At 45.7% G+C, this 20,671-nt stretch carries 18 protein-coding genes and 1 riboswitch; of the genes, 17 read left to right on the forward strand and 1 reads right to left on the reverse strand.

What is annotated here, in order from left to right; all coding sequences use genetic code 11:
- Positions 1-14: 14 nt before the first annotated feature.
- The 9 genes from CXF82_RS11795 to CXF82_RS11835 all read left to right on the forward strand — a co-directional run bounded on the left by CXF82_RS11795 (position 15) and on the right by CXF82_RS11835 (position 9,130).
- The gene (locus CXF82_RS11795) at positions 15-650 is read left to right on the forward strand and encodes a histidine phosphatase family protein (RefSeq protein WP_101093118.1); all 636 of its coding nucleotides are present in this window, start codon (positions 15-17) and stop codon (positions 648-650) included.
- Between the two features lie 159 nt (positions 651-809).
- Positions 810-966, forward strand: a riboswitch (cobalamin riboswitch).
- 73 nt (positions 967-1,039) lie between these two features.
- Complete coding sequence (locus tag CXF82_RS11800) at positions 1,040-1,921, forward strand: ABC transporter ATP-binding protein (RefSeq protein WP_232775148.1); 882 nt, start codon at positions 1,040-1,042, stop codon at positions 1,919-1,921.
- Entirely contained in the window at positions 1,914-2,966 is a 1,053-nt protein-coding gene (locus tag CXF82_RS11805; RefSeq protein ID WP_101093114.1) for a FecCD family ABC transporter permease, read from the forward strand. The genes CXF82_RS11800 and CXF82_RS11805 overlap by 8 nt, the downstream gene beginning before the upstream one ends.
- Before the next feature lie 55 nt (positions 2,967-3,021).
- Entirely contained in the window at positions 3,022-4,050 is a 1,029-nt protein-coding gene (gene cobT, locus CXF82_RS11810; RefSeq protein ID WP_101093112.1) for a nicotinate-nucleotide--dimethylbenzimidazole phosphoribosyltransferase, read from the forward strand.
- Positions 4,051-4,313: 263 nt separating this feature from the next.
- Positions 4,314-5,093, forward strand: a complete 780-nt coding sequence (locus CXF82_RS11815) for an adenosylcobinamide-GDP ribazoletransferase (RefSeq protein ID WP_101093109.1) — start codon at positions 4,314-4,316, stop codon at positions 5,091-5,093.
- Entirely contained in the window at positions 5,090-5,632 is a 543-nt protein-coding gene (cobU, locus tag CXF82_RS11820; RefSeq protein ID WP_101093107.1) for a bifunctional adenosylcobinamide kinase/adenosylcobinamide-phosphate guanylyltransferase, read from the forward strand. The genes CXF82_RS11815 and cobU overlap by 4 nt, the downstream gene beginning before the upstream one ends.
- A 60-nt stretch (positions 5,633-5,692) precedes the next feature.
- Positions 5,693-7,231 carry a cobyric acid synthase gene (locus CXF82_RS11825; protein ID WP_102038199.1) on the forward strand — a complete coding sequence of 513 codons (1,539 nt, stop codon included), beginning with the start codon at positions 5,693-5,695 and terminating at the stop codon, positions 7,229-7,231.
- Positions 7,232-7,342: 111 nt separating this feature from the next.
- On the forward strand, positions 7,343-7,984 hold the full coding sequence (cobO, locus tag CXF82_RS11830) for a cob(I)yrinic acid a,c-diamide adenosyltransferase (protein ID WP_102044239.1): 642 nt from the start codon (positions 7,343-7,345) through the stop codon (positions 7,982-7,984).
- Between the two features lie 402 nt (positions 7,985-8,386).
- Complete coding sequence (locus CXF82_RS11835; RefSeq protein WP_257982777.1) at positions 8,387-9,130, forward strand: cobalamin-binding protein; 744 nt, start codon at positions 8,387-8,389, stop codon at positions 9,128-9,130.
- A 259-nt stretch (positions 9,131-9,389) separates the two neighbouring features.
- Here the strand turns inward: CXF82_RS11835 and CXF82_RS11840 are convergent, their stop codons facing one another.
- A complete protein-coding gene (locus CXF82_RS11840) occupies positions 9,390-11,213 on the reverse strand; it encodes a hypothetical protein (RefSeq protein ID WP_102044240.1) in 1,824 nt (607 codons plus the stop codon).
- Between the two features lie 392 nt (positions 11,214-11,605).
- Between CXF82_RS11840 and CXF82_RS11845 the strand changes: the two genes are divergently transcribed.
- The 8 genes from CXF82_RS11845 to CXF82_RS11880 all read left to right on the forward strand — a co-directional run bounded on the left by CXF82_RS11845 (position 11,606) and on the right by CXF82_RS11880 (position 20,324).
- Positions 11,606-11,989 carry an MAPEG family protein gene (locus CXF82_RS11845; protein ID WP_101093099.1) on the forward strand — a complete coding sequence of 128 codons (384 nt, stop codon included), beginning with the start codon at positions 11,606-11,608 and terminating at the stop codon, positions 11,987-11,989.
- 375 nt (positions 11,990-12,364) lie between these two features.
- Positions 12,365-13,627 carry an efflux RND transporter periplasmic adaptor subunit gene (locus tag CXF82_RS11850; RefSeq protein WP_101093097.1) on the forward strand — a complete coding sequence of 421 codons (1,263 nt, stop codon included), beginning with the start codon at positions 12,365-12,367 and terminating at the stop codon, positions 13,625-13,627.
- Positions 13,628-13,637: 10 nt separating this feature from the next.
- Entirely contained in the window at positions 13,638-13,979 is a 342-nt protein-coding gene (locus CXF82_RS11855) for a hypothetical protein (protein WP_102044241.1), read from the forward strand.
- A gap of 71 nt (positions 13,980-14,050) precedes the next feature.
- Positions 14,051-14,842: an ABC transporter ATP-binding protein gene (locus CXF82_RS11860; RefSeq protein WP_101093092.1), complete on the forward strand. Its 792-nt coding sequence runs from the start codon at positions 14,051-14,053 to the stop codon at positions 14,840-14,842.
- An 11-nt stretch (positions 14,843-14,853) separates the two neighbouring features.
- Entirely contained in the window at positions 14,854-16,155 is a 1,302-nt protein-coding gene (locus CXF82_RS11865) for an ABC transporter permease (protein WP_101093090.1), read from the forward strand.
- Positions 16,156-16,167: 12 nt separating this feature from the next.
- Positions 16,168-17,379: an ABC transporter permease gene (locus CXF82_RS11870; protein WP_101093088.1), complete on the forward strand. Its 1,212-nt coding sequence runs from the start codon at positions 16,168-16,170 to the stop codon at positions 17,377-17,379.
- A 121-nt stretch (positions 17,380-17,500) separates the two neighbouring features.
- The gene (locus CXF82_RS11875; RefSeq protein ID WP_102038130.1) at positions 17,501-18,949 is read left to right on the forward strand and encodes a sigma-54-dependent transcriptional regulator; all 1,449 of its coding nucleotides are present in this window, start codon (positions 17,501-17,503) and stop codon (positions 18,947-18,949) included.
- Entirely contained in the window at positions 18,933-20,324 is a 1,392-nt protein-coding gene (locus CXF82_RS11880; RefSeq protein WP_102038131.1) for a sensor histidine kinase, read from the forward strand. The genes CXF82_RS11875 and CXF82_RS11880 overlap by 17 nt, the downstream gene beginning before the upstream one ends.
- Positions 20,325-20,671: the final 347 nt, after the last annotated feature.

Here is a 20,671-nt window from a genome sequence, read left to right on the forward strand (position 1 = left end):
TGTGGAATGTTGCAATGCAAAATACTAGAGTGGTTTTACTGCGGCACGGTGCTTGTGAAGGTGGTAATATTTTACGCGGTCATACCGACGTCATGCTGAATTTAGCCGGAAAAGAGCAGCTAAATAGGGCTATATCGAGGCTGTTAACAAGCAAAACCGGGGTCGCGGCGCAAAACAAGATAGCGGATCTGGTGGTCAGTTCGCCGCTATTGCGTTGTGCTTTACCCGCGAAGATATTTGCACAGCAGTACGGTATCGATTTTATTGAGCAGGCCGCTTTTATGGAGCTCAATTTTGGCGATTGGGATGGCCAATCTTTTAGCGCACTTTATCAGCAGTATAGTAGCGAGCTTGATGCTTATTGGGCTAACCCTTGGCAACATACTCCGCCCAATGGCGAGACGATGCAGGTCTTTGAAGCTAGAATTGATACTGCGTGGCGGTCACTCGTTGAGCTGCACCAAGGTAAGGTGATTGTATTAGTGACTCATGGCGGCGTGATCAGGCACTTAATGGCAAAATCGTTGCAATTAAAACAGTGCGCGGGGATCTACAGCGCGTTGAAACTGCCCTATGCCGCAACCGTGGTGATTGATGTATTGCATGATGGCGAGCAACAGCACTTAAGCCTTAATTGGGGGCTGGAATAGCGACTTATATGGGATAAGTTTGATGCAATAGCATGGAAATTGAGCCATCAGCCAAATAGTAATTGATTAAGTTCAATTACTATTTGGGTGAGCGTGGTAAACTGCGTGATACTCGCGTAAAAATACGCTAGAGAACACACTTATTAAGTGGGTCATTAAGAACGAGTCATCAAGTTAGGTGCTTAACCGCATCAATTGGGAACCGGTAGCTTAAGCAATACAAGCTAATAGTCCGGACTGTACCCGCAACTGTATGAGCGCTAGAGCAATATTTTAGCCCTCAAGTCAGATACCAGCCTAACTTTTGATAGATAAGCACTTCACACTAGATAACAACTTGAGCGGGCGTCTCAAGGGAGTTTATTCAATAATGTTTTATGGTTTATTCAATGTCTAAGCAGGCATTAGAAACAGTACTGGCAGTGAGCGGTTTAGGCTGGCAGTTAAATGGCCAAGCCATTTTGTCTGACATCAATTTTAGTTTAGCGAAAGGGCAGATGCTGGGCATTATTGGCCCTAATGGCGCGGGTAAGTCGAGTCTGCTGCGCTGCCTATATCGTTTTATTAAACCGACCACTGGCCACATTCAGCTGTTTGGTGAAGATATCTCGGTGTTATCTGCCAAAGCATTTGCCAAGCAAATTGCCGTGGTGCTGCAAGACACGCCACATCACTTTGAGATGACAACCACTCAGTTGGTTAGCCTCGGGTTAACACCGCATAAGGGCGCCTTTGAATTTACCAATGCCAGCGATCGCCAAGTGGTGACGCAGGCGCTGGTTAAAGTCGGCTTAACGCATAAAGCGCATCAAGCGTATGAAAGCCTATCTGGCGGTGAAAAGCAGCGTGCATTAATTGCTCGTGCAATAGTACAGCGACCACAACTGCTTATATTAGATGAGCCCACCAATCACCTCGATATTCGTTATCAAATCCAAACATTAGAGCTACTGCACACGCTTAATATTACCGTGATCACCTCTATTCATGATCTCAATTTAGCGAGTGCGCTTTGCGATGAGTTATTGCTGCTTGATAAGGGCCGCTGCTTGGCAAAAGGGACGCCCAAAGCGGTGTTGACTGAACAACGTATTGGTGAGGTATTTGATGTGTGCTGCGAAGTTAAAGCCCATCCGCAACATGGTAATCCTTTGATTAGTTACTTTTATGGTTATACCCGCAGTGACGTTATATCGGCCGCTGAAGCAAAAGCCGTTGCGAGTGCAGTGACTCATTCAGTGACCGTAGATAAAGGAACAACTGATGCCTAGGTCATTAGGAGTGGCTCCGCAAGCGACGGGTTGGAAACAGCCACTTGATGTATTGCTGCTGTCTGGCTTGCTGTTGCTGGGGTTAATCACCCCGTTCGCGGCAACCAGTTTTGGCGCCGCAAGTATTACCAGTGGCGATGTGTTGCAGGTCTTCAGCCATAAGATTTTTGGAATGGGTGGCTCCATGGGCGTGACCGAACGCATTGTGTGGGAACTGAGATTACCGCGAGTAATATTGGCGTTTATTGCGGGGGCAGGATTGTCGATTGCCGGCAGCGTACTGCAAACCGTGACCCGTAATCCGTTAGCCGACCCCTATCTATTTGGCATCTCTTCTGGCGCATCATTTGGCGCGGTAGTGGTACTAACCCTTTTTAGTCAGAGCATATTGTGGCTGAGCTTGCCGTTGGGCGCATTTATCGGCGCTAGCCTGTCGGTATTAATGGTGCTCAGTTTATGTGGCCGCAATTTAACGACTCAGGTTGAGCGTATGCTGCTCTCTGGGGTGGCGATATCCTTTATGTTTGGCGCGATGGCGAGTCTGTTGCTGTATTTTTCAAGCCCTCAAGCTGCCGCTTCGGTGCTGTTTTGGAGCTTAGGCAGCTTTGCTAAAGCCAGTTGGTTTGGATTGATATTACCGGCGATTATCGTGTCGGTATGTACTGTGATTATTCTGCTTTTTAAACGTCAAATTGTGGCGATGCGTGCGGGGGATGAAACCGCGCATACGTTAGGGATTAACGTAGGACGATTGCGTTTATCGATGTTGCTACTGTGTTCACTCATCACCGCCATTTTAGTCGCCAATTGTGGTGGCATTGGTTTTATCGGTTTGATGGTGCCACACACAGTACGATTACTGTTTCCAGGAAGATATCCGCTATTGCTTACCGCCGCTGTTGGCGGATTATTTATGGTGTGGGTTGATGTATTGGCGCGGACTTTATTGAGTTACCAAGAGCTACCAGTGGGCATTATAACCTCGGTGATGGGTAGCGTATTTTTCCTATTTATTTTAGGCGGCCGCAGTGCAAAGCGGATTTAAGCTGAGCCGTTGTATTAATTTGTCCTTGTTCGGGATGATGGGAGTATAAGATTAGATGTTTAATATTAAGCCATTGAGTGCAGAATTTGATGCCGAAATTCAACACAAGATTGACACGAAAACCAAGCCCCTTGGCGCGCTTGGTGATCTAGAGGCGCTTGCATTACAGATTGCAAAAGTGCTCGGTAAAGATAGTCCCAGCATCACTAATCCTAAGTTGATTGTATTTGCAGCCGACCACGGTATTGCTAATTCTGGTGTATCGATAGCGCCAAGTGAAGTGACCTGCCAAATGGTGAGAAACTTTATGGCCGGCGGCGCCGCGATAAATGTATTTACTCGCCAAGTGGGCCTAGATCTTGAGGTGATTGACTGTGGTGTTTTACAGCCATTTGATCGCGACAGCGGTGTTATTGATCAACGTTTAGGCGCGGGAACTGGGCCTATCCATAAACGTGCAGCCATGACGCTTGGCGCCGTGAAGCAAGGCTTTGACATGGCGACGGCGCGTATTCAGCTGCACCATGAAAATGGCTGTAACTTAATTGCGCTGGGCGAGATGGGGATAGGTAACACCTCTTCTGCAGCCGCGATTATGTCGGTGTTAACCGGAATTCCGGCGGCTGAATGTGTAGGGCGTGGTACTGGGATTGATGCGTCGACATTTAAACGCAAGCAGATGCTCGTTGAGCAAGCGATGCTATTACATCACAGCGAGCTTGACGATCCAATGCAGGTGTTGGCTTGTATCGGTGGCTTTGAAATTGTGCAGATGACGGGGGCGATTTTGGCCGCAGCCGAGCGGAGTATGCTGGTGGTTATTGACGGCTTTATAGCCTCTGCGGCGGCATTAGTGGCGATTAATATCAATGCTGCTTGCCGCGATTATATGATCTTCTCTCATCAATCAGACGAGAAGGGCCACTACTTAATGCTGGAGTGTATGCAGGCCAAACCCTTGCTCAAATTGGGCATGAAATTGGGCGAAGGCACCGGCGCAGCATTAGCGTTCCCATTGATCCAAGCGGCTGCAAATTTTTACAACGAAATGGCCAGCTTTGAAGAAGCAGGGATAGAGATTTAAAAGTCGATTAAGAGCCGGATTAAGAGTCGATTAAGAGCCGGATAGTGCTGAGACGGTACAGGCTGAGATGGTACAAGCTGAGATGGTACAAGCTGAGATGGTACAGGCTGAGATGGTACAGGCTGAGACGGTACAAGCTGAGACGATTCAAGCTTTTTAGGTCTTTTCTCGGCTCTTCCTCGTCTTTGCTTTTATCGGCTCTTATTCTGCTCTCAACCGTCTTCTAATCGGCTTTTAATCTATTACTTTAAGGATATTTCTAAATGCAGCCTTGGCTCAAACAGCTTAATCTGTTTTTTATCGCGATGGGGTTCTTTACTCGGATTCCGATGCCAAAATGGATTGAGGTAGATGCAGATAAACTCAATCAAGCCAGTCGCTATTTTGGGTTGGTGGGTACCTTAATTGGGGGACTGAGCGCGTTAGTTTATAGCGTGATGCTCTATTGGGTGTCACCGACGATTGCGATTGTATTTGCCATGATTGCTAGCGTCTTGCTAACGGGTGGGTTTCATGAAGATGGTTTAGCCGATAGCGCCGATGGTTTAGGTGGCGGCTGGACGGTTGAAGCAAAACTGAGCATCATGAAAGACTCTCGCTTAGGCAGTTACGGTGCGTTAGCACTGGTATTAGCATTGTTACTCAAGTGGCAATTGCTCAGCGAATTAGCGTTATTTTCCCCTAGCAGTGTCAGCTTAGCGTTGATTATCGGTCATACCCTGAGCCGAGTCACTGCGGCCAGTTTAATATATTCAGAGCAGTACGTTTCTGAAGATGCCAGCAGTAAAAGCAAGCCGTTGGCCATGCATCAAGGCGTTAATGAGTTATCGATTTTATTAGCTAGCGGCGCAGTATTACTGCTGCTCTTAACGCTGATGCAAGCAATTGTGATTGTTTCCGGTCTATTTATTGTGCGATTTGCCTTGGCGGGATGGTTTAGAAAGCAGATTGGCGGTTATACCGGCGATACCCTCGGCGCTACGCAGCAGATAGCTGAGCTGGCTTGTTATCTGCTGCTGTTAATTTTAGGAGTGTCTTGGTGATCCATTTGGTTTTGGGTGGTGCCCGCAGCGGCAAAAGTCGCTTTGCTGAATCACTCGTGATTCGGCGTCTAGCGGAGAGTCAAAATGGCGCTGAGTTAGAGTGTCTCTATTTTGCGACCGCAGAGGCGCTCGACAGTGAGATGAGCGAACGTATCGCTCAGCATCAATCACAGCGTAATAACCATGCCATAACGTGGCGCACGATTGAGTCGCCATTGGCGCTTTCGGCGGCATTAACAGCCAATGTAAAGGTCAATAGTATTGTGTTAGTTGACTGCTTAACGCTGTGGCTGACGAATCATTTACTGCAATCGTCTAGCGATTGGCAAACGACTAAAACTGAGTTTTTACAAGCTATTGCCGCGCTATCTGCAGAGGTTATTTTAGTCAGTAACGAAGTGGGCTGCGGTATTGTGCCGATGGGCGAGATCAGTCGTCGCTTTGTTGATGAAGCGGGTTGGCTGCATCAAGATATTGCTGCTATTGCAGATAAAGTCACTTTGGTAACAGCGGGTTTACCGCTGAGTCTGAAAGGCTAAAGGAGAAGTGTTGTGGCGACGTTAGATAACAATAATAACAATAAAAAAGCCAAAGTATTAATGGTGCAAGGGACGACATCCGATGCGGGTAAAAGTACCTTGGTCGCAGGTTTGTGCCGTTTGTTTGTTAGAGCTGGGCATAAGGTTGCCCCATTTAAGCCGCAAAACATGGCGCTTAATAGCGCAGTGACAATCGATGGCGGCGAAATTGGCCGCGCGCAAGCATTGCAAGCGGTGGCCTGTAGACTAGAGCCTCAAATCGATTTTAACCCGGTATTGTTAAAACCCAGTTCAGATACTGGTTCGCAAGTGATTGTGCACGGTAAAGCCTTAATGAAGATGGAGGCGCAGGATTACTTTGGCAAAAATGCCGACGGTTATCGGGTCAAAGCGATGGCTGCGGTTAAGCAGTCGTTTCAGCGCTTATGTGATGATTACGAAGTGGTATTTGTCGAGGGCGCTGGCAGTCCGGCTGAGATCAATCTGCGCGAAGGCGATATCGCCAATATGGGCTTTGCCGAAGAAGTTGATTGCCCAGTGATTATTATTGCTGATATAGATAAAGGCGGTGTGTTTGCACACTTAGTGGGAACATTGGCGCTATTAAGTGAATCAGAACAGGCTCGGGTGAAAGGCTTTGTTATCAACCGATTTCGCGGCGATATTAGCTTGTTGCAATCGGGCTTAGATTGGCTGGAAGATTACACCAAAAAGCCGGTGTTGGGAGTTCTGCCATATTTGCACGATCTGCATTTAGATGCCGAAGATGCGCTAATCGCAGCGCCAGAAAAGAGCGCTCAAACAAGATTAAAAGTACTGGTGCTAGTGTTGCCTCGCATCAGTAACCACACCGACTTTGACCCATTACGACTCAACCCCCAGATCGATTTCAATTATGTGTCACTGCAAACTCAATCTCAAAGCCAATCGCAGAAAAATGACCATACGGCCCACTCATGTTTACCGCCTGCTGATTTAATCATTATTCCAGGTAGTAAGAATGTGCGCGCCGATCTCGACTTTATTCGAGAGCAAGGTTGGGACAGTGAACTAGAAAAGCACCTACGTTATGGCGGCAAGGTGTTGGGCATTTGTGGTGGTTATCAAATGCTAGGGCATTTGATTGATGATCCTGATGGCGTTGAAGGCAGTATTGGCTGCTCTGAAGGCTTAGGTTTACTGCCGCTGGTGACTGAACTGACCAATGATAAAGTGCTGCTGCAAGTTGAAGGCGTGTTGTCGCTGCTTGAACAGCAAGTGGAGGTCAAGGGATATGAAATTCACTGTGGTCGCTCTAAACCGCTAATGACATTGGAGCAGCCATTAACGCTAACGCGGCGAGTCAATGACGCTGAACAAACCCAGCCTCAGCGTTGGCAGAGTGAAGGTATGTTATCTGCTGATAATCAAATTCTTGGCACCTATATGCACGGTTTATTTGATTCACCTGCAGCTTGCCAACTGCTACTGCAATGGGCGGGGATGCAAGATGCCAACAGCATTGATGTTGACCAGATAAGAGAGCAGCAGCTGAACCGTTTAGCCGACGTACTAGAGCAACATTTAGATGTTGATGCGTTGACTGACATTTGGCATTAGCGGTATTTGAACACCGCAGAAATAAACAGTATTGAACATCAAAATTCACTTTTTAATTAACACAATGTGCAAATGAAAATGCACAAGTAACCCTATGCACAAGGATATGTAATGAGCGATTCAAACGAGCCTGAAAGCGGCGAAAATAAGTCCGTAGAAACGATTAAAGCAGAGCGTCACAAAGCGCGTCAGCAACGCCTTAAAGAGGGTGTTGATGCCAAAATAGCTAAAGCTCAAGAGGAGAAAGGTATTCTTCTGGTGCTAACCGGTAACGGTAAAGGTAAATCGACTTCAGGGTTTGGCACCGTAGCACGCGCCGTGGGTCATGGAAAAAAAGCGGCTGTAGTACAGTTTATTAAAGGCAACTGGGAGTGCGGTGAACGTACCTTGCTAGAAGGCGCTGGCGTCGACTTTCATGTAATGGGAACCGGCTTTACTTGGGAAACCCAAGACAAAGAAAAAGACACCGCAGCCGCAGTGAAAGCATGGGACCAAGCTGAAAAGTTACTGCAAGATGAAAGCATAGATTTGGTCATGTTAGATGAACTGACCTACATGGTGAGCTACCACTATTTAGACGTGGAACGCGTGATTAAAGCGTTACAAAACCGCCCTAAAATGCAGCATGTCATCGTGACGGGCAGAGCCTGCCACCGAGCGATTATAGAGATAGCCGATACCGTGAGCGAAGTGCAGCCGATAAAGCATGCGTTTGATGCAGGCATCAAAGCCCAACCCGGCTTCGATTACTAAATTTAGGTTTGAAGCAGGAAAAGCAAAAACGATTAGAAGCAGGTTAAGAGCCGATTAGAAGCCGATTAGAAGCCGGAAAATCTAAGACGGTTAAGAGTCGATTAGAAGCAGATTTGAAGCCGGAAAAGCTAAGGCGATAGAAAGTCGATGAGAAGCAGATTTGAGGCCGGAAAAGCTAAGATGATAGAAAGCCGATGAAAATACTTTGAATTTTTCATCTTTGCCGTTATCGGCTCTTCCGTCTTGGCTAGTATCGTCTTAGCTTTAACCTATATTTAAAAGGATTTTATGAACATCTTGTCTAAATTTTTATTAGCGGTTGTGGCTGGAGTATGTGTATCCACTGCTGCGTTATCAACGGTATCGGTTGCCTATGCTGCGGATTCTGAGCCGGCTAAACGCATTGTGGCATTATCGCCACATGCGGTTGAGATGCTGTATGCCATTGGTGCTGGGGAGTCGATATTGGCGACCACAGATCATGCCGACTATCCAGAAGCGGCGTTACAAATCCCTCGTATTGGTGGCTATTATGGTATTCAAATTGAGCGGGTGCTTGAGCTAAACCCTGACTTGGTTGTGGTGTGGCAAGACGGTAATAAAGCGGAAGATATTGAGCGTATCAAAGAGCTGGGTTTCAAGGTGTTTAATAGTAATCCTAAAACTCTTGAAGCGGTGGCTGCTGAATTAGAGGCGTTAGGTGAGCTGACGGGTCATAAAACTCAGGCGCATAGCGTGGCAACCAATTACCTCAAACAGCTTAAATTACTGCGCAGTGATAACGCTGCTAAACCTGAAGTAAAAGTCTTCTATCAGCTTTGGTCAACTCCCATGATGACGGTCGCTAAAAACAGTTGGATCCAACAGATTATTACGGTGTGCCATGGTGATAATGTGTTCGTAGACTCGGCTAATGATTACCCTCAAGTGAGTTTAGAAAGCGTTTTGCTTAAAATGCCGCAGGTGATTTTACAGAGCCAGGATGAAGGTAACATCATTGGTGTGGATTGGAGCCAATGGCCGGAGATCCCTGCGGTAAAGAACCAACACATCTATCAACTCAATGCTGACTTGTTGCACCGGGCTGCACCACGGGCACTGCTGGGCGTTGAAGCGTTATGCGCTGCACTTGATAAAGTGAGATAGTGAGATAGTTTACAGCTGAACAGAGCGCCGCCATAAAGAACACACTGTTGTGATTCAATGTTGTCATTAACGATTGTGATTAATGCTGCTGATTCAATAGCGAGGCGCCGTGAACAAAATTATAGGGGCTTTGCTATCATATTTAGGATGATGCTAATTCACCTTAATCGATGCAGCTAGTTGATTTTGTTTTTTGTAGGCGTTGTGGTTTAAATTTAAAAAAATAGCGCCTTATAAGGCGCTATTTTTATGGGCGAACTTAAATATTATTGAAAGACTCTCGGGCTTGTTGGCACTTTTTAAGCGTAGCCTGTAGAGGCTTGAGCGCCGAGTGCAGCTTCCTTTTGGTGTTGTTTGCATACATTTTTGCGACAACTAACACGACAACAAAAAATAGACTAAATAGCACCATAGGTGTGTAGTTAATGGGCAGAGTGAGTAAATTAGTTAAACCAAATACCAAATTCCATATAAGCTCAGGCACCAGTGGGCCAACAATATTCATTATATCGTGGAAGTAAATAGTACTAGCAACTGCAAGCGCTAACATCAATATGACGATGGTTTGGCTTTTACTCGATACTCGCCCCCAACTGGTTAGAGACTCTGGTTCGATAAGGTTATCTTTGCTGATATTATAATAGAACTCATCATAGCCAATTTTGTCGGTTGTACTTTCAATTTTACTGGAGCCTAACAGTATCCAGTCACCGACATCGGTAGAGCCCAGCAGCGATCTTACCGCTTTAAAGCTATGCACTTCACCTTCGGGAGTTTCAACGATAAGTTCACCGTATAAATTGGAGTTTCTTTGCCTATGGCTTGATGTCTCTGTTTTATATTCAGAGCGCACATTGCCGTAACCATTTCTGTAATCGGTACGGGTTGTTGTTGTGGTGAAATTGGTATCATCACTCACGCTAGTACCAACCTCTTTGTCTGTTACGCGAACAATGTTTGATGAGGTTGATAAGACACATTGATAGTTCTTGGCGAAGATGTGCTTATGTTGATGCTCTGTTTTTTCAACAGTGGCGAACGGTGCACAGACTTGAATTATCTTGTCGCGTCGAGTCATACGTTGACCGTTCGCTTTTGTGATTGGGGTGACGTTTACGCTATTGGCTGCTAATGCATGGGATTGTATAGCTACGTTTGTATCATTATGCCCAAGGTTTGTTTGGTTTTCTAAGGCATCCTGAGCTAATCGCGAGGGTTCTTCAGCCATAACTGAAACTTGAGATTCACCACAGCAGTGACAATAGTGGTAGTTGCTGTCTAGCAGGTGTTCGCATCGAATACAGTAAACATCGCTATGGTTACTGGGGCGGTCTCTACGGTCGTAACCCATGCCGGTGACAGAGACACTCAGAATGCGCTTGATGGTGCATTCAATTTCATCAAGCCTTGCGGTTTCAGCCTTAAATGTTTTAGTTTTACTGCTGATACGGTAGGTAGACCAAACCAGCGTGACGAGGGCGGCGAGAGTTGCAGCTATTTCAATAGTATATAACTCAAAAAACATGCCAGAAGCTGCAGCTGCGCAACTCCAGAAGAGTGTGCTGAGTAAGATTGAAAACGTCGAAAACTCTTCAACATCATAGGCAGATTCAAGGATTGACTCTTGTCCTGAATCGCGATGGAAGACAACGGCAGTGGCAGCTTCGTTATGAGTGACTATATTACGGTCAGCATCATTGGCTAACTTGTAATTTAAGCTATAGCTGGTGGGCTGCAAAAACGTCATGACATCGCCCTTTGCGACACTATCAAATGAACTGTCTTCAGAGCTAATACTGATGGTCATTGGCTCGTTTTGTTCGTTATTCAGCGTTAAAAACCAGTATGAATAGTATAAGGTTTGGCTATCGTTACCTCCGCTGCGATAAACTCTTTGGTAGTGGTGTGTTTTCTCTACCCAACCAGTATAAACACTGGCATAGGGGCAGTGAGTTTTTAAGTTATCGAGGATATCAGGGATCTGCTGAGTGAGCGGCTTAATCGACGGTGGAGTTTCAATTTTATCACCACAATCTGGGCAAAAAATGTCATTAATAAAAAGTGGGCTAGAACAGTGTGGCATCGATAGTCCTTTAAATATTGTTTATCCGTATAAAATGGCTTTCGTCGCCATTATACTGCTTATAGACTTTGAGCTAGATTCAGCTAGGCATTTATAGGGGCTCATTATTAATCCTTTGGAATAAAAGTCAATAAAACTAGTCGCTTTAGCTGTTTATTGTTTATTGAAATTTGATGTTTGTCATAAGAGGCAGGCTTAATGCTTAGCGGTGTTTAATACTCTTGCCCATGTTATGGTGCTGAGTAGATTGAAAATATACAATAATAACTTTGCATTTTAATCTTCGTGAAATAGCATTCAAGTGTGGGTTTGTAAATACGGGCATTAAGCTTTCAAATATTAACGCTCAACAACATTAGCGTTCAAATAAAAATTAAAAAAGGGATTTAAGCATGACCACTTTACTTATCTGTTTACTCATTGGCATGTTGTTGCCTTACTTTGCCAAGGGGCCGGTGGCTATCGCGATGGCGAAACTCGGTGGGTATGACAATAGCCACCCGCGTGACCAGCAATCAAAGTTAACGGGATTTGGTGCTAGAGCGGTTGCGGGGCATCAAAATGCCTTCGAATCATTGCTTATTTTTGGCATTGCGGTGTTAGCAGTATTAGCGACGGGAAAAGTCAATATGGTCGCCGAAATTGCGGCTATTGTGCATGTTATTGCACGTGTGGCTTACCAAATACTTTATTTAAAGGATAAAGGCACATTAAGAAGTTTATCTTGGTTTGTTGCCATTATTGCTAGCTTCACTATTTTTTGCCAAGCATTTTAAGGTTGTTGATTTAAAGCTCTCTATTTGAATCTTATCTATTTCAAAGATCAGCTGCTAATGGCTTTAATAAGCTCACGATCCTTATTTCAGTAAGCTGATACCTTTTGTTTCAAATATAAAAACTGAAGCCAAGTGCTTCAGTTTTTTTATGCCTGCTACCGTCCGTATGTAAACGGACACTTTCCTCATATCGGACAATCAAATTGATGAGCGGACACTTTTAAGCAGTGACCGCGGACACTTTCAGCTGTCCATCTCTAACTGAACCCATCTTAGCTCATGTTATTAAAGACTTTTTGTTTTCTGGCACGGCGTTTGTATTAATTAGCCTATTGAAACAGTTTTTGTAGATAACGGACACCATAGGGAAAGCAGATGATTCAGGATACCAGCGCACAAGATACAGTTAAGCAGCCAAGTAAGGTGAACCAGTTTAAACGCCCTGCAATGCTAGGTATTGCTGCGCTATTGGTGTCAGGTTTAGTTTGGTCAAGTATCGACAGTGATTCTGTGGCAACGTCAATCAAGCGTTCTGAACTTAGGTTCGCCACGTTAGAGCAAGGCACTCTCACTCGGGATATCGCCACCACAGGTAAGATTGTTGCGGCCAACGCCCCTATCCTTTACAGCACAGACCAAGGCACGGTGACTCTGCTGGCAAATCCGGGCGACAGAGTCGAGTTAGGTGATGTGGTTGCGACCATAGAGAGCCATAAATTAACCAACAGTCTTAAGCAGCAAGAAGCTTTACTGGAAGGTATGCAGAGTTCATTGGAACGAGCCCGTCTTGATGCCCGCCGTCAGCAACTTAAAGCACAACAAACATTGGATATCGCCAAGGTCGACCTTGAAGCCGCCGACAGAGAGAGTCGTCGTGGCGATGAGTTGATTCAAAATAAACTCATCTCAAAAATAGATTTTGAAAAAAGTAAAGATGATCTGCATAAGGCCAAGCTGCTTTCTGCCCATGCAAAACAAGAAGCTGAGCTGATGCGAGATACCTTAGCGTTCGAAATAAAAAATAAAGCCTCTGAGGTCAATCGTCAAAACTTGGTGGTGAGTGAACTTGTGCGTCAAGTGGCTGCATTAAACATTACGGCACCGGTTGGCGGCATTATCGGTAACTGGTTAACCGAGCAGAAAGCCCGGATCGGTCAGAGCCAACCTATATTAACCGTGGTTGATTTGAGTGCTTTTGAAGCTGAATTAGCCGTGCCGGAGTCTTATGCCGATGAGTTAGGACTTGGCATGAATGTGGAACTGAGTTTTGGTGCCTTGACCTTGATTGGTGAGTTGTCGTCGATTTCACCTGAGGTGAGAAACCGTGAAGTGACCGCTCGAGTTAGATTTAAGCAAGATGACCGCCTTCACCTACGTCAGAACCAGCGTCTATCAGCGCGGGTACTACTGGAAAATAGACCCAATGTGTTGATGGTGAAACGTGGCGCATTTGTGTCAACGGGCGCGGGTATTGAGGTGTATGCCATGCACGAAGATATCGCGGAGCAAACAAGTATACAGCTTGGCGCTCGCAGTATGAGTCATGTCGAAGTGCTACAAGGCGGTAAGGCCGGTGATGTTTGGGTTATCTCGAGCATTCAAGCCTTCAAAAAAGCAGAACAAGTGCTAGTACGTTAAGGAGAGCAAGATGAACATATTGAATAAAAATATTAACCAGAACAGCTTCAGCGTCGCAACAGCCTTGAGTGTGTTAAGAGCCGTTAGCGTACAAAAAGTGATTACGGTAGCAGCATTATTACTCTTGCTCATTGCGGTGCAGGTTTCGACTCAGAGTGCTGGTGACTGGTTTGTATTGGGATTGAATGTATTAGAGATGGCAGAGCCCGTTAATTTGCTCGTTAGCGATATCTCCAATGTCAGCATGCATTTAAGCGAACAATTGGATGCCATATTTGCGAATGGCTTGGGTCACTTAAGCGAAATAATTTGGCAGCAACTCAACGCATTCATTGACTGTACGTTCGGCTAGAGCCGCTGCTACTCAGTGCTATAACGAATTAAACGATAAAAAATTAAACGATAAAAATAGGGAATATTAATATGTTATCGATGAAGAATATCAGCAAAGTTTTTCAAACAGACCTAGTCGAAACTCATGCACTGCGTGATTTTAATTTAGAAGTGCAAGAGGGCGAGTTTGTTGCGGTAACAGGCCCTTCAGGATCGGGTAAAACTACCTTTCTTAATATTGCGGGCCTATTAGAGGGCTTCACCCACGGTGACTACTTTCTCGATGGTGTGAACATCTCTAATTTGAACGATAACAAGAGTGCGACAATTCGAAATGAGAAAATTGGTTTTATTTTCCAGGGCTTCAATTTAATCCCAGACCTCAATTTAGCCGAAAATGTCGAAGTGCCTTTACGCTATCGCGGTTTTAACGCGGCGGAACGTAAACGCCGAGTACAGCATGCACTTGAGCAAGTCGGCCTTGCTGCGCGTATGAAACATCTTCCTTCACAGCTTTCAGGTGGCCAGCAGCAGCGCGTGGCGATTGCTCGTGCACTTGCCGGTGAGCCAAGATTCCTGCTTGCCGATGAGCCAACGGGTAACTTAGACAGCATGATGGCGCGTCAAGTAATGGAGCTGCTTGAAAATATTAATAAAGCTGGCACCACGATTATCATGGTGACCCACGATGCCGAGCTTGCGCGCCGTGCTCAGCGTAATATTCAAATTGTCGATGGCCAAGTCTGTGATTTTACCATGTACCAAGGTGGAGCAGGGCAGCAAGGCATGGGCACTAAAGCAGACAAGCCGCATTTAGTGACAGATGCAGATAAGCCGAGTGATGAGTCTGAGCAGGCTCAAACTGAACAAGCGGCAAGCTAAGGAGCATCACTATGTTTTTTTATTATTTGGATCTTGCTTGGCGCAGCATTAAAAAAACGCCATTTTTGTCACTGCTGATGGTGTTAGCTATCTCAATTGGTATCGGGATTACCATTACTACCTTAAATGTATACCAGTTAATGTCGGAGAATCCTGCTGGCGAGCGCACGGACAAATTGGTTGCAGTGCAGCTTTGGAGCCAAGATAAAGATGCGTGGAAAGAGTTCAATGCACAACTGACTTATCAAGACGCTTATAATCTGCGTCAAAGTGATGTGCCAGTGCGTCAAACGGCCATGTTTGTCACCGGCTTAGCAGTACAAACGGAAGACCCTGATTTCGTGCCTTTGTTAGAGGCTGTTCGCGTCACCGATAGCGACTTTTTCGACATGTTTTCGGTGCCCTTTATCTACGGTAAAGCCTGGGATAAGAGCGTCGATACCGAAGCGGTTTATCAAGTCGTTATTAATGAAGCCCTTAATCAGCAGTTATTCGCGGGTGAGGACAGTATTGGTAAAACGTTATATCTGGACAGCAAGCCTTATCAAATTGTCGGCGTGACTAAGACTTGGAGCCCAAGCCCACTCTATTATGATATCACCACTGGTGCATTTAAAGATTCAGCGCAAATATTTGTCCCCTTTTCACTCGCGCCTATTGAGGAGTTTCAGAGCTGGGGAAATAATCAAAGCTGGAAAAGAGAGCCGATTAATACCTACAACCAACGTTTAAGCTCTGAGATGCATTGGATCCAGTACTGGGCAGAGGTGCAAGACGACGCACAGCGTGATGAATATGCACAGTGGTTGAAACGTTATGTGGAGCAGCAACAGCTTTTAGGACGCTTTGATAGCCCTGAAGCTGCAGCAAAGCTTTCGAATGTTGAGCAATGGCTGGAAATCAATGAAGTGGTACCAGAAGACAACAAGATTTTGGTTGGCCTCAGTGGGCTATTTCTGCTGGTTTGTTTGGTTAACATGTTAGGTCTACTGCTGGCCAAGTTTCTTAAGCGAGCGCCTGAAGTCGGTGTACGTCGCGCCATTGGCGCCAGTCGTGCACAGATATTTGCTCAACATATGGTTGAGGTAGGTTTGATAGGCTTCGGTGGTGGAGTGCTGGGGCTTTTATGGGCTTGGGGATCACTGTCTATGTTGTCGGCTCACTTTGATCTGGAAGCTGCGCTAACACAGTTGGATCTGACGATGTGGGTGTTAGCACCGACTATCGCTATTGCCGCCGCACTTATTGCAGGGGTATATCCAGCGTGGCGAATATGTTCGACCAATCCTAGCGTTCACCTGAAGAGTCAGTAAAAGGAATTTATTATGTTACAGATTAAACCAATTTTAAGTACGCTAATGCGTAATAAAAGTGGCCCTATACTGCTGCTTATTCAGATAATTCTCTCGGTCGCGATTGTGGCAAATGCCAGCTTTATCATTAGTGAACGACTCACTTTGATGGACAGAGCATCGGGTACGGCTGAAGAGCAAGTTTTTGACTTCCGTCTTTATAGCTTCGATAAAAACATCGATCTTGAGTCTCAAATTCAACGTGATATGCGTGCTATTCGAGACTTGCCCGGTGTTATCGACGCTTCAACAACCAGTATGGTGCCATTAAGTGGCGGTGGCTGGTCATCGGGTTACACCGTCGGAAGCAGCGAAGAAACGGCTAAAGATACAGAAAATACTGCCGTCTATTATGGTGACGAACATATGCTCAATACCTTAGGTGTGGAGTTGATAGAAGGTCGTAATTTCTATGAAGAGGAAGTGCTGACGGGAAGTCCAGATCTTGCGACTCATGGCATAGTGTCAAAAGCATTCGCTAAAGCGACCTGGGGAGATGACACCGCGATTGGAAAAACCATGTATGCAGGGGATTTTGGTAACATGCCAATCAAGGTGGTCGGCGTGGTCGACAAGCTTCAAGGCGCATGGGTTAATAGTGACTCTCTGGATAACAGCGTCATCTTAAACATAAAACTGGTTAATGTGTTTACCAAGGTATTAGTGCGTGCTGAGGTTGGGACTTTAGCTCAACTGAAACAAGAGATAACGACGACCTTGCTTAAAGACAATCGTAATCGTGTTGTTGAAAATTTTACCCTTATTAGTGAGCATCGAAAACGCGTTTACCGTAACCATGAGTTGATGGCGACGGTACTGTCGATGATGGTGATCCTCTTGTTACTTATCACATCACTCGGTCTTGCAGGTATGGTGATGTTCAATATTGAACGTCGTACTAAGCAGATAGGTACCCGCCGTGCATTAGGGGCTAAGAAGCGAGATATTATCAGCTTCTTCCTGGTTGAAAACTATATTATCTGCGTGGTTGGTGGAGTGATTGGTGGTCTGGTTGCGGTGCAATTAGGGCAACAATTAATGACGGTTTATAGCCTGCCTAAACTCGAGCTTATCTACCCGATAGCGACGATAGCAGGACTATTGGTGCTCACGACCATTGCGGTTATTCTGCCAGCCAGGAAGGCGGCAAATATCTCTCCGGCAATCGCAACGCGCAGTGTTTAGTTACTGAGCCTGAAGGAAGAGAATGATATCAATGGGTATTAACCTTTAATTCTCTTTCTTTTTCAGTTAGCTTTAACAGCCGAGCATCTAGATTTCAACAGCATAAAACAAGAATAAAAGCATGGATACGATTCTCATTGTCGACGATAACCAAGCCGTGTGTAATGCATTGGCACTGATGTTAGAGCTTAACGGCTTTAATACGCTCACCTGTCTCTCTCCTGAAGTCGCCCTTGAGCTGATTACATTACATGATATTGTCTTAGTGGTTCAGGATATGAATTTCACACAAGACACCACATCGGGTGAAGAGGGCAAAACCCTATTTTATGCGATCAGAAAGATACAGCCTGAGTTACCCATTGTGCTACTCACTGCATGGACCCAACTTGAGATCGCCGTTGAGCTGGTCAAAGAGGGCGCGGTAGATTACATGGGCAAACCTTGGGACGATGCCAAGCTGTTGACCAGTGTGGGTAACCTGATCTCTCTGCATACCCTATCTAAAGCCAATGCTAAGTTATCAAGAGTCGATAATCAGCGTATGGCGGTAATAAAAGATGCCGATCTATGCGGCATTATTTTTAGTAGCGGTGCGATGCAGCGTTGCGTGGATTTAGCATTACAGATAGCCCGTAGCGATGTGTCTGTATTGGTGACAGGGCCTAATGGTGCGGGTAAAGATAAGCTGGCCGATATTATTCACGCTAACTCAAATTTAAAGCATAAACCTTTTATCAAAGTTAATATTGGCGCATTGCCAATGGAGCTTCTTGAAGCTGAACTGTTTGGCGCAGAGGCAGGGGCATTTACTGGTGCGACTAAAACCCGCATTGGTCGTTTCGAGGCTGCCGACGGTGGCACCCTGTTTTTAGACGAGATTGGTAATCTTCCGCTTTCTGGACAGGTCAAACTGCTGCGAGTGCTGCAAACGGGTGAGTTTGAGCGCCTAGGCAGCCATCAAACCCATAAAGTGAATGTGCGGGTGATAAGCGCAACCAATGCTGATTTGATTGAAGATATCCAGGCTGGACGTTTCAGAGAAGATCTGTTTTACCGGCTTAACGTGATTGAGTTGGCTTTACCTGCATTAAATGAGCGCATAGATGATGTATTGCCTTTAGTCAGCCATTTCGTTGGCGCTGAATATTCCTTGAATAAGCACACTCAACAAACGTTAGAGGCACATCACTGGCCAGGCAATGTGCGTGAGCTTGAAAATGCCTGCAAACGTGCGGTGATATTGGCTGAAAGCAGCCGTTTAACCGCGGATGATTTTGGTTTGATGGATATCACGGCAAAACCGAGCCCCCAGAATGTGACTAATGGCGGCACCGTTTATGGCAGCACAGTGTCTAGTCGCACGGTGCAACCACAAACTCCTCCCGCAGTAGTGAGTGCTGAAACAGCATTTGACCACCGGGTGCCTGTTAGCTCAACAGATGAAAAAGCCGATATTGAAGCGGCATTAGATAACCATAAAGGGGTCATCGCCCGCGTGGCTAAATCTTTAGGGCTAAGTCGACAAGCACTGTATCGACGCATGGAAAAGTATGGCATTGAAAAATAAGCTTCCCTCTGTATTAGCTAGGATCTCGCTGCGAGCTAAGTTGATTGTTGGCAGTGCATTGGCGACGGCTATCGGGCTAATGCTGTCGCTTAGCTTGCTATTATGGTTTGCTGATGCGGATTTATCGCAGGCGATTGCTAAGCAGTTTAATCTGTTGTTGATGATCTTTTTTGCTGCAATAGGCCTGACGATTACAGTGAGTTATGTGTCTTCTCGGCATCTAGCCACAAGTTTAATGGCGCTTGAAGTTGGCCTACTTAATTTTAAAGACAACGACTTTAGTGTCACTCTTCCAGTGGGCGGAGATAAGCAATTGCAGGCGTTGGCGGTATTGTTTAATGACTCGGCAGAAGCGCTGAGAAAAGAGCGCCAATATATTTACCAACGTGAATTACTGCTCGATAAAGTGATCCAAAGTTCGCCTAATGTCATGTTGTTGCTCGATGATGACAAGCGCGTCATCTACGCCAACGATGCCGCAAGGCACTTGTTTAATCATGGGCAGAGAATTGAAGGGATACCGCTCAGTGAGCTGGTGGAGCAGGTTGCCGATGAATTAGGGGCCGCACTTGAAAACCCCAAGGATGGTTTGTTTTCACTGAGCGCCAAAGACAGTGAAGATGAGCTCGAAACGTGGCATCTGTCGCGGGGACAATTTCTACTGAACGGCCAGTTTCATCATCTTGTTTTACTTAAACAGATGACGCGGGAACTCAATCGTCAAGAGGTCGCAGTATGGAAAAAAGTGATCCGAATTATTAGCCATGAGCTTAATAACTCCGTGGCGCCAATAGCCTCAATGGTCAATTCTGGTCGGATAATAACTAAAGATCTTGATGATCCTAAACTCAAACTTATTTTTGATACCATCGAAGATCGTACCAGCCACTTGAGTCAGTTTATTTTCAATTATGCTCGTTTTGCCAAGTTGCCGTTACCCAAGAAAAGTCCCGTAGACTGGCTTAAATTAACCGAACAATTGAAGCAGCATTACTCGTTTTTTCTTGAAAATGAATTACCTAACTCAGTTGTGGAGCTTGATTTGATTCAGATGGAGCAAGTGCTGCTTAATCTGTTGAAAAATGCGCATGAATCAGCTTCTGCTGTCGATAAAGTCAGTTTGTCGATTGTTGATTCTAGCCTGTCGGATGGCACCGAAGGTGTGTACATTGAGGTAAAGGATGAAGGCTCTGGAATGCCACCAGAAGTGCTGCGCCAAGCTCTACTCCCTTTCTATTCCACTAAGCAATCAGGCACGGGCTTAGGCTTGCCATTATGCCGTGAAATTGTAGAAGCTCACGATGGGCGTATAAGCTTGCAAAATCGCGATAAAAAAGGGCTTTGCGTTAGGTTGTGGTTACCTAAACAACGTTAACTATCGAGTTAGGCTTTGGTTTGCTGATTGATGTTTTCGTTGAGCTTACAAGGACCCTTTCTTTTATAAAGAGCAGCAGCGAGCCTCAGTTGCGTCTGCACATGCGCCGACCGCAGGTCATTGGAACCACTATGGGCCGAAGCTAACTCACTTACGCTACAATGCTTGCTAGTCGATTTATTAGACTTAGCTTTTTACCGTAAGAAAAGTCAAAGTCGTGGCGCTTCGCCCACACCCAAGCCAAGGGTCAAAGCGCTTGCGCCCCTTGGCAATCCCTCAGCGCCCCGGCGAAATTTAAAAAGCAAAATTTCCAACGGGGGAGATTTGATTCTGTGATTACAGTTTAT

The sequence above is a fragment of the Shewanella sp. GutDb-MelDb genome (assembly GCF_002836075.1).
Lineage (GTDB): Bacteria > Pseudomonadota > Gammaproteobacteria > Enterobacterales > Shewanellaceae > Shewanella.

Excerpts from the sequence above, each read along its gene's own strand:
- CXF82_RS11795 (WP_101093118.1), top strand. The coding sequence starts at position 15 with ATGCAAAATACTAGAGTGGTTTTACTGCGGCACGGTGCTTGTGAAGGT.
- CXF82_RS11800 (WP_232775148.1), top strand. The coding sequence starts at position 1,040 with ATGTCTAAGCAGGCATTAGAAACAGTACTGGCAGTGAGCGGTTTAGGC.
- CXF82_RS11805 (WP_101093114.1), top strand. The coding sequence starts at position 1,914 with ATGCCTAGGTCATTAGGAGTGGCTCCGCAAGCGACGGGTTGGAAACAG.
- cobT (WP_101093112.1), top strand. The coding sequence starts at position 3,022 with ATGTTTAATATTAAGCCATTGAGTGCAGAATTTGATGCCGAAATTCAA.
- CXF82_RS11815 (WP_101093109.1), top strand. The coding sequence starts at position 4,314 with ATGCAGCCTTGGCTCAAACAGCTTAATCTGTTTTTTATCGCGATGGGG.
- CXF82_RS11825 (WP_102038199.1), top strand. The coding sequence starts at position 5,693 with ATGGTGCAAGGGACGACATCCGATGCGGGTAAAAGTACCTTGGTCGCA.
- cobO (WP_102044239.1), top strand. The coding sequence starts at position 7,343 with ATGAGCGATTCAAACGAGCCTGAAAGCGGCGAAAATAAGTCCGTAGAA.
- CXF82_RS11840 (WP_102044240.1), bottom strand. The coding sequence starts at position 11,213 with ATGCCACACTGTTCTAGCCCACTTTTTATTAATGACATTTTTTGCCCA.
- CXF82_RS11845 (WP_101093099.1), top strand. The coding sequence starts at position 11,606 with ATGACCACTTTACTTATCTGTTTACTCATTGGCATGTTGTTGCCTTAC.
- CXF82_RS11850 (WP_101093097.1), top strand. The coding sequence starts at position 12,365 with ATGATTCAGGATACCAGCGCACAAGATACAGTTAAGCAGCCAAGTAAG.
- CXF82_RS11855 (WP_102044241.1), top strand. The coding sequence starts at position 13,638 with ATGAACATATTGAATAAAAATATTAACCAGAACAGCTTCAGCGTCGCA.
- CXF82_RS11860 (WP_101093092.1), top strand. The coding sequence starts at position 14,051 with ATGTTATCGATGAAGAATATCAGCAAAGTTTTTCAAACAGACCTAGTC.
- CXF82_RS11865 (WP_101093090.1), top strand. The coding sequence starts at position 14,854 with ATGTTTTTTTATTATTTGGATCTTGCTTGGCGCAGCATTAAAAAAACG.
- CXF82_RS11870 (WP_101093088.1), top strand. The coding sequence starts at position 16,168 with ATGTTACAGATTAAACCAATTTTAAGTACGCTAATGCGTAATAAAAGT.
- CXF82_RS11875 (WP_102038130.1), top strand. The coding sequence starts at position 17,501 with ATGGATACGATTCTCATTGTCGACGATAACCAAGCCGTGTGTAATGCA.
- CXF82_RS11880 (WP_102038131.1), top strand. The coding sequence starts at position 18,933 with ATGGCATTGAAAAATAAGCTTCCCTCTGTATTAGCTAGGATCTCGCTG.